Genomic DNA, 13128 nt, shown 5'->3' with positions numbered 1-13128 from the left:
GCACGATTAAAATTGTTCATTCATTAAAAAGTTCCCATATAAATCCTTCATTCATTTTAAATAACGTGCCTAGTACACCAAGTGTCCTCAAGCTTATTCTTTCACCGCTTTCGAGCTTATAATTTATTTGATAGGTAGCAAATATTGCTGCATTCGTAAAGTGAGAAGACCTAGATAAGATTCTCTCTCCGTCCTTATAGCATATATTTAATAACTCAACATCAAACTCACAAGTAATTGTATACTCCTGAGAAATCCAGTCGTCAAATTTATCACGTGAAGGTGTCGTTATCAATAGCATTATGAGTATAGAAATTACACCGAACACAATAATCCGTATACCTCGATTAATTCGAATCCCCCCTTACAATGCTACTTTAGAAATTAACCAATAGATCAAAGAATAATCGATACCTTTATTGCCTATCATTTTAACTCTTCAACGCATCCACCATTCCATTCAGTTTCCTCTATTAGAACCACAACACATCTTCTTCCCATTATACCTAAAATTACCAAAAATATGAATAATAGAACCCACTATTCTTGTAAGCCTATAATTGAAATTAGTGCGTTTATTTTAAGCTGCAAACGCAAAAAGCTAGACGAATTTGGTTCGTCTAGCTTCATATCGTATTCTTGTACGCCTATTTAAAAGTATCTAGAGCATCACAGGAATTGGCCTCTACCCCTACATCGCTTCATACTTGAAATATGAAAATTGTGCAGGCGCTGAATTGCCGCTTGCCGTGCCGTGCGCAAACATGCCCAGCGTCACTCCCGTAAAGGAGCCGCCTGAATCTGGGGTGATGTCATTGGCAGGTGCTGTTGCAAGCGTATGCCAGTTCTCTCCATCAACCGTATACAGCAGACTGTATTCCTGCAGAGTTGATTGAATAGCGAATTTAATGCTGCCATTAGTGTTATAGGCTTCGGCATCAATGGCTGCAACAGCAGTTTGCTCCTCTTGTTGATTTCTCATCAACGTCGCTTGAACTGCGAGCTTGCCATCTTGCTTCGTCAAAGCAATGGCATAATAGCTATGATCGCTTAGACGTGCGGCAATACCTGCTGCTTCGCCTTCCTGCTCTGGCTGATAGGAGAGCGCAGTTTCGAATCTCATCTCATGATCCAGCTGTCTGCGGCTTACATAGACCGTATCTTGCCCATCATGAAGCGCTTTCTCATTACCTACCAACGTCAAATACCCATCATTTGAGCTCGTGCTAACTGCGCCTGCTTTAGGCAGCACACGTGAATAGATCCAGTCCATGCTGAGCGGTTCAGACGCTGAGAACGAGATAACTAGCTGCTTTGGCTGCTCCTGCTGTTGAATCAATACATCAGCATCCTGCTTAGTCGGCACGGTTACCTTCATCTCAAGTCCTACATGCCCTTCATTGTTGTCAACCATCGGCCAGCCATCCACCCAAGTAACAGGTGCAAGGAACGTCTCTCGTCCAAGTACGCTTCCACGTTCATTGAACAGGCGTACCCCTAAAAACAGGACCCACCAATTGCCGTCTACATCATCTAGCAGCTCGGCATGACCCGTATACTGAATCGGATGATCCTTAAGCGCATTGTGCGTAAGAATAGGATGCTCCAGCATTTCAAAAGGACCATACGGATTGCTGCTGCGTCCGATAATTTCACGATGCATAGGCCCTGTGCCGCCTGATGCTGTCATCATATAGTACATGCCGTTAATTTTATACAAGTGAGGACCCTCTACCCACGGCCCCTCGTCTCCTTCAAACACTACGACTGGCTCTGTCAGCGCTTCACCCGTTTTCGGATTGATTTCATATTGAATCACATGAGACGTTTCGGCAAAGCCTGACTGCACAGATACATATACCTTCCCATCATCATCGAAAAACAGCGATGGATCAATGCCGCCATGCGGAATACGAATCGGATCACTCCATGGACCTGCTGGATTAGCTGCAGTCACGAAGAAGTTGCCGATCCCATATACGTCGGTTGTAATCATATAAAATAGTCCGTCATGATAACGAAGTACTGGCGCATAGATCCCTTGAGAGCTTTTGCGGCTCAACAAGTTCACTTGACTTTCGCGATGAAGCACATGCCCAATTTGCTCCCAGTTGACTAAGTCCTTACTGTGAAAAATCGGTACGCCAGGGAAATATTCAAACGTGCTTGTTACCATATAGAAGTCCTCACCGACGCGAATTGCGCTCGGATCCGGATAAAAGCCTGACAGCACCGGGTTGCGATACTGCACAGTTTTCGTGTTCGTCATCGTAAACTGCCTCCTATTCAATATGCCTATCCATCTACGCAGCCGATTTACTTTGCGAAATCCGTAATACGATAGAATGATTCCTTCGGCTCATGCTTTTCATCGAACACAAACGGCCAGTTTTTGCGCCCTCTAACCGGGAAATCATCCAGCCAAGTGTAATCCTCTGCTACTCCCCAGAACGTTACCGCTGTAATAACATCCTTGTATTCGCGGAACAACTGGAAAATTTGATCGTAGCGTTCTGCTTGCTTTTCAAGCATTTCCGCAGTTGGTGCCGTTAAATCTGTACGGCGGTCCTCATGATCAAACACCGAAATATCAAGCTCTGTCACTTGAAGCTGCAAGCCTGTTGCTGCATACTTCTCGATTGCTTCACGAATATCTTCGATTGAAGGTCCTTTCAAACTCCAGTGACCTTGCAGACCGATGCCGTGAATCGGAACATCCTGGGCTTGCAGCGATTGAACAAGCTTAATGATCTTGTCGCGCTTGATCGGGTTGCACTCATTGTAATCGTTGTAGAACAGAACCGCATTCGGATCTGCTTCATGCGCGAATTGGAACGCCTTCGCGATAAAGTCCTCGCCTACTTGCTGCAGCCAGCGTGAATCGCGCAGCCAGATGTCGCTCTTGTCTTCAATCACCTCATTGACAACATCCCAGCCATAAATCTTACCTTTATAACGTCCAACAACAGTATCGATATGCGATTTCATACGAGCGAGCAGCTGCTCACGTGTAGCTGGCTGACCATTCGCCCCTTCAAACACCCAATCCGTTGTTTGGTTATGCCAAACAAGGGTATGACCACGCATTTTCTTGCCATTAGCCGTTGCAAAATCCATAAGCTTATCAGCTGCTTCAAATGTGTAGCGGTTCTCCTCTGGATGTACGCTAACAAACTTCATATCGTTTTCCGCCGTAATGCTGTTGAAATGCGTTTGCAGCAGCTTTTCAGAGCCCTTAATGGTAGCTAGGTTTACAGCTGCCCCAATATCAAAATAATCCTTATACACTTCCCATAATCGTTTCATGCAACTTGCTCCTCTCCATAATAAAATAATGATCGCGCGTACATTATAAGGGGGAGCCATCTAGCTGCGAGCTACCCCCTATGATGTTATGAGTTATATGACGGGCTAGAATCTAGCTCGACGATTGCCTAAGCCTTGTGCATTTAATAAATCGTTCGGCCTTGCTCATCTGCAATACCGGATTTGCGATAGAAGTACGTATTGATGATATCTCGCCAATCCTTGCTGTTTTCAAGCTGATGCTGCAAGCGACCAAGAATGTGGTTATAACGCTCCGCATCGACTTCACCTTCTAATTGCTGCCAACGTGAAATCCAGTACTCCACGCGCTCCACACCTTGGAAGTGCGTGTCATAAATATGCTGAATAACCGTTTTGCCTGAGTGCAGCACGTGGGTATATGGCACATGGTGGAAGAACAGCAACAGCTCATCCGGGCAGGTTTCTAAATTTTCATAGACCGCCGCAATGTCGGGCTGATACTGACTTGTATAGCCTGTGCCGCTTGCAACCGTACGATTAACACCGATGCCTTTATGGTCGGCAAAGTGGTATGTTCCCCATTTTGAATACTCATAGCCGTCAATATCCGGACCGTAGTGATAATGCGGTGTTACCATCCAGCCTACACCTAACGGTGAGGTATAGCTTTCATAGATTGACCAAGATTCCATTAGAAAATCTACTAGCATCTGTTGAACGACAGCGGACTCAGAGAATGTCAAACGCGCCCATTCAGCTGCAATATCCTCACTGCTTAGATCAGGATTCCACAGCAGGCGGCCATAGCCATATAGATTCGATTGTGCCAGATGATGTCCTGTCCAGTTAGCATCATCCCCGATATTCGTCACCGCAGTAATGCCTGAGTGCGTATACGGATGAATGTTGCCAGCAGCAATTTCCTTCACCGTACTGCCTTCGCCCTTCACCTTAGTATCAAACTCTAGAACTTCCTTCCATTGCGGAATGAGATAGCATACATGACGCTGCTGACCGGTGTATTCCTGTGTAATCTGGAATTCCATTACCGCATTGGTATTCGGCATCGCGCCAAACAGCGGCGATACAGGCTCACGTACCTGGAAATCCATCGGACCGTTTTTGATCTGCAGGATAACATTATCCAGGAAGCGTCCATCTAGCGGTTTAAAGTGATCGTAAGCTGCACGCGCACGATCCGTAGAACGATCTCGCCAATCCTGATGGCAGTTGTAAACGAAGCAGCGCCAAAACACAAGTCCGCCAAACGGCTTAAGCGCCTCACCCAGCATGTTGGCACCATCTGCATGATCACGGCCATACGTGAATGGACCCGGACGGTTTTCTGAATCGGCCTTCACTACAAATCCTCCGAAATCTGGGATTGCAGCATACACTTCCTTAGCCTTCTGTTTCCACCATTCCTTCACACGCGCATCAAGCGGATCTGCTGTTTCCACCTCTCCAAGCTCAATCGTTGCCGCATAGTTCACACATAAAAACAGCTTAATGCCGTAGCTGCGGAATACAGCAGCAAATTTTGCTACCTGTGGTAGCAGCTTCTCTGTAATGAGAAAGGTTTCAGGACGATGAACATTAACGTTATTAATGGTCATTCCGTTAATCCCGATTGAAGCCATTAATCTTGCATAATCCACGATGCGGGGGCTATCTGCTAGCAGCTCATTCTTGTTGAAGAATATCGAGCGTCCTGCATAGCCGCGCTCAATACTACCGTCCATATTGTCCCAGTGATTGATCATGCGCAGATTGTATTTGGGCTGCTCGGATAGTGATATCGCATCAATCGATTCGCCTTGTGCCATCAATCGCAGCAAGTGAAATACACCATACAGTACCGCTTGCTCGCTAGCTCCCGCAATTGCCAAATAAGACTGTTCATCCTTCGTAATCGTTTTCAAAACATAACCTTCATTATGGCTTAACGCTGCCATAGGGCCAATTAACGATTCATCCAGGTAAGCAGAGCTTCCAACTACGCCAATAGCCAAGAACTGCTTTACTGATGGCTCTATAACCACTTGAGGTGTTATCCCAATCAGCTTCGGCAAAGCAAGCTGCAGTTCATTGATTGCAGATGCAATCGGACTAGCCTGCTTATAACTGCCAGCTGCAATCGTTGCCGTCCATGCCTGATATTGCGCGGCAAGCTGATCATCCTTTACCTTATCATACCTTAACCATGCTTCATACCCGCTTAATTTCATGTCTTTCTTCATCCTCTCTAGCATTAAAAGCTGTGCCGCCCAAACTTCGAACGGACACAGCCTTTAATTAATTTTCGATGAAACTATTCATGCTAATTCAACATTCGATGCCGAATTAACAATTCCTGCTGCTTCTTGATCAAAGTTGTGTTTTGAGCACTGGAAACCTCGCCTGAGTTCAAAACTCGATGCCGAATTGACATTCAGTCATACTTCGTGATCAAAGGTTGAGTCCAGCTTTCAGCACCGAGAAGGTTGGACGAAGCTAGAGCTTGAGAAGCGCAGCGTACGTAATTGGTACGTGAGCTACAATGTTTTCGCAGAAAACATTCCTCGGAAGCACAACCCCTAGCTGAATTCAAAATTCGATGCCGAATAAACTAGCAGTACTACTTCGTGATCAAAGCTGGACTAGCCTTTAACACCACCGACAGTCATCCCCTGCACAAAATACTTCTGCAAGAACGGATACACTATAATGATCGGCAAGCTGGCAACAATCGTCATCGTCGCACGAATCGATGTTGGTGTTACGCTTGTTACATTACCCTGTGCACCTGCAAAGGCATCAGCTGCTGTAGCACCAGAGCTGGCAGCGGTATTCGATGTTGATAATATTTTCATCAATTCATATTGTAATGTGCTTAGCTCTAAACGTGAAGAGTTATATAGAAAAACATCAAACCATGAATTCCATTGTGATACTGCTACGAACAAGGATACCGTTGCAAGTGCTGGAACCGTAAGCGGAAGTACGATTCTCATAAATGTCGTAAATTCGCCCGCACCGTCAATTCTGGCAGATTCCATAATACCTTCCGGCAACCCCTCAATGAAGGAACGAACTACGATCATATTGAACACTCCGATAATACCAGGAATGATATATACCCAGAAGTTGTTTAATAGACCAAGCTCTTTTGTCAGCAAGTAGTTCGGAATAAGTCCACCGTTAAAGTACATCGTAAAGATAAAGGCAATCGTTACAAATTTTCTTAACACATAATCCTGTCTGCTAATCGTGTATGCGAGCATCGCCGTACAAAACACAGACACGAGCGTACCGATGATGGTACGAGCAGCAGAAATGTACGTGGCATGGAAGATTGATGATTCATTAAAAATATATTGATAGTTCGCCCACGTCCACTCTCGTGGCCAAATATAGATACTGCCTCGAATAGAATCATTCGCATCGTTAAAGGAAAGAGCGAACATATTCAAGAACGGATATAATGTAACAATCATTAAGCAAATCATGAAAATGATGTTGAACACATCAAACAATTTATCAGGAACTGACGAATACAATTTACGAGATGATTTGGCTCCACTCATGTTGTTAGCCTCCTTACATGATGATTAGTACAGTCTGCTTTCTCCCAAGCGCTTGGCTACATTATTCGCAACCATTAGGAAGATGAAGCTGACAACGGTCTTAAACATACCAGCAGCTGTCGCTAAACCATAGTTGCCCATGTTCATCCCGTACTTTAAGACAAATATATCAAGGTTCTCGGAGTAATCCACGTTCATACCGTTACCTAGCAGATACTGTGGCTCAAACCCAGACTCCAGAATATGCCCAAGGTTCATGATCAACAGAATTACAATTACAGATTTCATCCCTGGAAGTGTAATGTGTAGAATACGTTGGAAGCGACTTGCGCCATCAATTTCAGCTGCTTCATATTGAGAAGGATCAATCGTTGTAATAGCAGCTAGGTAAATAATCGTATTCCAACCGACGTTCTTCCATACTTCTGTTGCCCCTAGAATACCCCAGAAGTATTCACCCTTACCAAGCCACAGAACAGGTTGATCAATTAGATTAAGCTTTAACATTAATACATTTATAATTCCCTCTGGTGCTAATGCAGTTTGTACAATGTTGGCCGCAACGACCCAAGAAATAAAGTGTGGCAAATAACTAATTGTTTGAACGGTTCTTTTGAATAAAATACTTCGCAATTCATTAAGCAACAGTGCAAGCACAATTGCCGTTACAAAACCAAGCACAAGGTTTATTGAGCTCATGACAAGCGTATTTCTCAATACGCGATAAAACGCTTCTTCCTGAAATAGCATCTTAAAGTTTGCAAGCCCAACCCACTCTTGGTTGAACAAGTCTCTTGCTGGTCTAAACTTTTGAAACGCGATTGTCCAGCCCCATAGCGGAACGTATTTAAACACAAACACCCATAATAGAAACGGCAGAGACATAAGCATAAGCATTTTTTGCTTAGATAACTGTTTGAAAAATGTACCGATACGTGAATTGCCAGTAGTAGCAGCTGCAGTTACGGTTTGTCCTGTATGTTTCCCCACCTTGAAAATCTCCCTTCCGGCAAAAAATGCGTGCTTCTCTCCATTGGTTAGAAGGGAAAAGCGAAGGTTCTCTTCGCTTTTCCTTTACTCTTTATTTACTTCTTACCAGTTACCCGCAACACGCTCTTTTACATGTTTAGTCATGAACTCTTCATAGCCAGCAACATCCAGCTTACTGAATTCTGCAACATATTCATTCCATACTTTATCGAACTCAGACGGAGTTGCGAATACTAATCTTGGATAGTACTTTTGCTGTAGATCGCTAGCTTTTTGTGCATAGATCTGCTCAGGAGAACCTTGAGCTTTGTTGATGCTCCAAGCAGGGTACCAAGGACGCTCATCTGGCTCAGAGAACATGCCTGCAAAAGTTTGAGAACCGTATGCATCAAGAATTGCACGGTCTCCTTCCGTATAACCAGCGTAAGCTACTTCAGGCTGGTTACCTACCGCATAAGAGTTGCCATTTTCAAATACTGAGTTGTTACCATAACGAGGCCAGCTGTACTCGAAGTACTGGAAGCCATAAGAACGCTTGAAGTCATTGTCGTTACGATTAGCAATTTGCTCATCGCTCATCACATAACGGCCATTCTCATCAACAGAGTAAGTTACGCCTTCTTCACCCCATTGAACAAGAACTTGGTTTTCTTCTGTTAGCAGGTTATCCCAGTACTTAATGATACGAACTGGATCCTTTGCACTTACAGAGATACCGATACCGCGGTTGTTAACGAATGCTGGTGGATCGATATATTGGTCTTTTGTATTTTCATCAAATACAACTGGTAGTCCTACATAACGGAAATCATCATTTCCTGCTGTTTTCAAGTTATTCGTAGCATCGCCTACTTGCCAGCCGTAGTTAAAGTAACCTAGTACGCGGCCAGAAGTTAGCTTAGCAAGATATTGGTCCTTGTTCGCTGTAAATGTCTCAGGATCGAATAGACCTTTGCTGTTCAACTCATTAAGAGATTGAAGCCACTGCTTTTCATAGTCCGTTGTTGCATAAACTTTTGCTTCATGTGTGTCCATGTCGACGATGATATCACCATCGTTTGGATAACCAGCAAGGTGCATTGGTGCGTTCGTAATGGTGAAGAAGTTATCTTGAACACCTGCAAATGTAATAAATCCGATTGTATCTTTACCATCTACAGAAGGATATTTCGCTTGATATTGCTCAATGAGATCAAAGTATTGATCAAGCGTTTTCACTTCTGGATAACCGAATTCTTTAAGAACGCGGCGTTGCACCCAGAATGCGCCTTGAGAAACGTTAGGATCGCTAATGTATCCTTGGTTAGCAGAGAAAGGCAGGATGTAGATGTTGCCATCTTCTGCTGTAAACTTGTCAAAATAATCGCCATAAACGCGCTTGATGTTAGGTGCATGCTGTTCAATCAGATCGTTCAATGGAATAAATGCTTCTGCATCTAGCAGCTTTTCGATTTCGCCCTCAGGAACGATAACATCTGGATATTCGCCGCCAGCGATCATTACCCCAGATTTTGTTGCTACATCCCCTACTGCAAACTCCATCTTCCAGTCTACGCCTGTTTGCTCCTGAAGAATTTTACCGATTGTCGTATCACTTGCAAGTACATCCTTACCACTGCCAAAACCAAAGTAAGTAAATGTTACAGGATCCGTGCTAACCTCTGCATCGTTGCCAGAGTTTGCAGCGTTTTTATTTTTCTCTTTTCCTGCATCGTTATTACCACAGCCTGTGATAAGTAATACAGACGCCATCGTTAATGCCAGACTCGTCTTTAACCATTTTTTTGTGGTCATTGCTGTGTCCCCTTCCTAACAATCATTAATTTGTAAGCACTTTCAGTATAAGAGATACAAGGTCTTATCGTTACCCATAAAACTTTAGTTCATTCTTTGTAAAATATAGATGTTTAATTTTTTTAGTCATTAATCTTTACTTTTTTAACGATTCCACTCTAATTACTCATCTCTAATAGGCAATCGCAACGTGATTCGCGTCCCTTGTCCAAGCTCACTGTCAATCTTGTACGTAAAGGCGTCACCATAAACGATTTTTAGACGGGTGTAGACATTTTTCATGCCAACCGACTCTCCCATTGACTCATCCTCAGTAAAATAATGATGGAGTTCGTCAAGCTGCTCCTTACTCATGCCCATTCCGTTATCTGCAATAATAAATACAATCTGATTGGCCTCGCTTGCAATTTGAATCGTTATAAAGCCGATACCTGGATTGTCCTCGATGCCGTGAATACTCGCATTTTCTACAAACGGCAAAAAGGTCATCTTCGGAATAAGCTTCTCCTTCAAGGATTCCTCAACCGTAATTTGGTATTGCAGTTTATTCGCAAAGCGATATTTCTGAATTTCCAAGAAGCTTTCAATGAGATCAATTTCTTCTCGGATCGTAACAAAGCTGCGCTTCCAAGATATCGACTTTCGGAAAATTTTCGCCATATTCTGAATCGTCTTAGCTGTTTCTGTTTCGCCCTTCATCAAGCTGCGCATGCGAATCGTCTCCAGCGCATTAAACAAGAAGTGCGGGTTGATTTGACTATGAAGCGCATGAAGCTGCGCTTGACGCTGTCTGATTTCCAGGTCTTTTTTCTGAATATCTGCAACGTACACATCGTTAATTAAATTTTCAATACGTTCAATCATTCGATTAAATTCGACAGAAAGCTCTCCAATCTCGTCACGCTCTGAATGATACGGAACGGGCTTGAAGTTCTTGCCCTTCACCTTCTTCATATGCTTTAAAATATGCTTGATTCGGGAAGTGATCGAGCGAGATATTAAGAGAATAATAAGGGTGGGAATGAAAAAATTGATCGCTGCAAGCCATACGATGAATTGTCCGGACTGTCTTACCTCGGACAAAATCTTTGCTTCGTCTAAAACACCATACAGCGACCATCCTCCCAGATAGCGATTGTTTTGATATATTTGTTCAAATGTAATCGCCAGTGCTGGCTGTTTAATGCTTTCCTTTTCAAGCGGTTGAGCCGCTTGCTGCGCTGATGAATTATTGCTGTAGCGTACTTGTCCATCTGGGCTTAAAAAATAAATATCCCCATCAAAGGTTGTTATGCTCATCAATTGATTAACATACTCCATATTGAGGTCAATCTTGATAAGATGCTCGTATTTTTGAATGCGCTTGTCCGACAGCTTTTGGATCACGCTAATACTGGACGGGGTAACGTAAAGATTGGGATAGGAATTGTTTAAATGTTCAATACTGCGATACCAGTCCGTTTCATAGATCGACTGATCCAAATTCAAGATATTGCCCGAAGCCAAGATTGTTGGATTGTCGGTCATAATGTGAGCAGAGCTAATTGTTTTATATTCTTTATCAGAACGAATAAATATATTTTTAATGGAGTTTAATGATTCGATATAGCGATCATAGGAAGCATATTCCGTTTCCAAATGCTCCTCAAGCGACTTGTCAATAGAATACAGATAGGAAATGCTCGCAGCATCGTCAATCAACATGCCTAGTTCATTTTTTAGCTGAGTTAATGCTTGCTCGGCATCGACTGTCTTTTGTCGTTTAATATTGTTCGTTGTGACGTTATAGAACACGATATTAGTCAATATGATAGGAATGAACACACATACAATATAAATAAATGTGAGCTTGCCGTTTAGTTTTAAATGATTAAAATGAAATCTGTGCATTGCCTGGATCACCTCTTTATTTTTTACCAAGCATTTTATTTCGGTAATCGGTAGGCGTCATTTTTTCGAGCTTTTCAAACTGCGTCACGAAATAATCCGCATTCTGGAAGCCAACCTTCTCCGCCACCTCATACATGCGCAGGTCCTTCTGCCTTAACAACCGTTTGGCTTCTTCAATTCTGAGCGAAAGTAGATATTCATTAAAATAAACACCATATGTTTTTCGGAACAGCTGACCCAAATACACCGAATTCAAGTAGAACTTTGAAGCTATGCTCTTTAGATTGATATTTTCTGTAAAGTTGGCATCGATATACTTTTTTATCTTTTCAATATTTCCCTTTTTCTGTTCACTGCGCACTTCAGCCAGATAGGCTGCTGCTTCATGAACAAATTGCAGATAGATATGCTGCAGCTGTGAAAGACTGCGATATTTTCGCTGCCATGATAATAGCTCGTCGAGCAGCTTCAGCTCCTCCTCGCTGCCTTCCATCTGTCGTATGATATTAATGATTCCAATCAAGCTGCGTGTAATCGTGTTGGCAACCGCACTGGGAGCGAATCGTTTATCTTGGAACTGGGCGAATATTGCAGCAACCGTGGCTTCATATGCTTCGCTCTGGTTCTCCTCGATTTCATTGATAAGCTTGCTGTGTAACTCCTCATCCACATCAAAATAATATAGAGAGGTTGTCAGCACTTCCTCTGCAAAAATGACCTGTTTGCTTTTCTCAGTGAATTTATAATTCAAACTTTCGTTTGCACTTCGGAAAGAGTGGGCAATATCCTTCAAATGATCGACTGGCTTCCCAACAAATACAGCAACATCGGTTCCTAAATCCTTTACAAGCAAGCCGCGTAAACGAACAAACTGCTCCTGCATGTTTCCACTTGACACATACTGCAGCAAAAATATCGGCAACAAGAGACCATATTGATTTTGGTCACGCACATGAACAGGCAGCGTATGTACATGCTCACCAAAATAATTGGCAACAAACGCTTTCAAAATTGGTGCATAATCGATTGTGCCATCTGTCTGAATATCCTGAACCTCAATCAAAACATACGAATATTCCGCTTCCGCAGGAATTAAGAGAACGCTTGCTAAATGCTCGATATCGAGATCACTATGCTCTGATTGCAGCAGAGTTTGAATAATCGTTTCCTTAATCGGCTTTTCTAAGGTTATCGTGCTGATTCGTTTCTGATTCAACGTCACTGCCAGCTTTTTCAAAGTAGTCTCCAGTTCTTCCTCATCAATTGGCTTCAGAATATAATCCTGAACATTGTAGCGAAGCGCTTTCTGTGCATAGGTAAAATCATGATATCCACTGACAATGATAAAAAGCGGTGGATCCTCGCGCTCCTCCTTAACTCGTTTAATTAATTCCAACCCATCAAGAATTGGCATTCGAATATCTGCAATGACTAGATCCGGCTGCAGCTTATCAATCATTTCGATTGCTTGCTCGCCATTTTCAGCTTCACCGCATATTTCATATTGCAGTGAATTCCAGTCCATTAAATTAATTAGCCCTCTTCTTACAAAAATTTCATCATCAACAATCAAAACCTTGTACATCATTCGGCCTCCCTT

At 43.0% G+C, this 13128-nt stretch carries 8 protein-coding genes; all 8 read right to left on the bottom strand.

Annotated elements, in window-relative coordinates; all coding sequences use genetic code 11:
- Positions 1-691: 691 nt before the first annotated feature.
- Positions 692-2269: a glycoside hydrolase family 43 protein gene (locus ACFP56_RS12520; protein ID WP_379234928.1), complete on the bottom strand. Its 1578-nt coding sequence runs from the start codon at positions 2267-2269 to the stop codon at positions 692-694.
- 47 nt (positions 2270-2316) lie between these two features.
- A complete protein-coding gene (locus tag ACFP56_RS12515) occupies positions 2317-3306 on the bottom strand; it encodes an endo-1,4-beta-xylanase (RefSeq protein WP_379234926.1) in 990 nt (329 codons plus the stop codon).
- A 143-nt stretch (positions 3307-3449) separates the two neighbouring features.
- Positions 3450-5516: an alpha-glucuronidase family glycosyl hydrolase gene (locus ACFP56_RS12510; RefSeq protein ID WP_379234924.1), complete on the bottom strand. Its 2067-nt coding sequence runs from the start codon at positions 5514-5516 to the stop codon at positions 3450-3452.
- A gap of 411 nt (positions 5517-5927) precedes the next feature.
- The gene (locus ACFP56_RS12505) at positions 5928-6854 is read right to left on the bottom strand and encodes a carbohydrate ABC transporter permease (protein ID WP_379234922.1); all 927 of its coding nucleotides are present in this window, start codon (positions 6852-6854) and stop codon (positions 5928-5930) included.
- A 24-nt stretch (positions 6855-6878) separates the two neighbouring features.
- The gene (locus tag ACFP56_RS12500) at positions 6879-7787 is read right to left on the bottom strand and encodes an ABC transporter permease (RefSeq protein WP_379235889.1); all 909 of its coding nucleotides are present in this window, start codon (positions 7785-7787) and stop codon (positions 6879-6881) included.
- A gap of 159 nt (positions 7788-7946) precedes the next feature.
- A complete protein-coding gene (locus ACFP56_RS12495) occupies positions 7947-9638 on the bottom strand; it encodes an ABC transporter substrate-binding protein (RefSeq protein ID WP_379234920.1) in 1692 nt (563 codons plus the stop codon).
- Positions 9639-9800: 162 nt separating this feature from the next.
- Complete coding sequence (locus tag ACFP56_RS12490) at positions 9801-11528, bottom strand: sensor histidine kinase (RefSeq protein WP_379234918.1); 1728 nt, start codon at positions 11526-11528, stop codon at positions 9801-9803.
- A gap of 16 nt (positions 11529-11544) precedes the next feature.
- On the bottom strand, positions 11545-13113 hold the full coding sequence (locus ACFP56_RS12485; protein WP_379234915.1) for a response regulator: 1569 nt from the start codon (positions 13111-13113) through the stop codon (positions 11545-11547).
- Positions 13114-13128 lie beyond the last annotated feature (15 nt).

It is taken from the genome of Paenibacillus septentrionalis, from assembly GCF_042659865.1.
GTDB classification, from domain to species: Bacteria; Bacillota; Bacilli; order Paenibacillales; family Paenibacillaceae; genus Pristimantibacillus; species Pristimantibacillus septentrionalis.
Note: the sequence above shows the minus strand (reverse complement) of the source record. Positions and strands in the feature narration are given on the sequence as shown.

What these genes read in the sequence shown, in the direction of transcription:
- ACFP56_RS12520 (WP_379234928.1), bottom strand. Translation starts at nt 2,269, where the DNA reads ATGACGAACACGAAAACTGTGCAGTATCGCAACCCGGTGCTGTCAGGC.
- ACFP56_RS12515 (WP_379234926.1), bottom strand. Translation starts at nt 3,306, where the DNA reads ATGAAACGATTATGGGAAGTGTATAAGGATTATTTTGATATTGGGGCA.
- ACFP56_RS12510 (WP_379234924.1), bottom strand. Translation starts at nt 5,516, where the DNA reads ATGAAATTAAGCGGGTATGAAGCATGGTTAAGGTATGATAAGGTAAAG.
- ACFP56_RS12505 (WP_379234922.1), bottom strand. Translation starts at nt 6,854, where the DNA reads ATGAGTGGAGCCAAATCATCTCGTAAATTGTATTCGTCAGTTCCTGAT.
- ACFP56_RS12495 (WP_379234920.1), bottom strand. Translation starts at nt 9,638, where the DNA reads ATGACCACAAAAAAATGGTTAAAGACGAGTCTGGCATTAACGATGGCG.
- ACFP56_RS12490 (WP_379234918.1), bottom strand. Translation starts at nt 11,528, where the DNA reads ATGCACAGATTTCATTTTAATCATTTAAAACTAAACGGCAAGCTCACA.
- ACFP56_RS12485 (WP_379234915.1), bottom strand. Translation starts at nt 13,113, where the DNA reads ATGTACAAGGTTTTGATTGTTGATGATGAAATTTTTGTAAGAAGAGGG.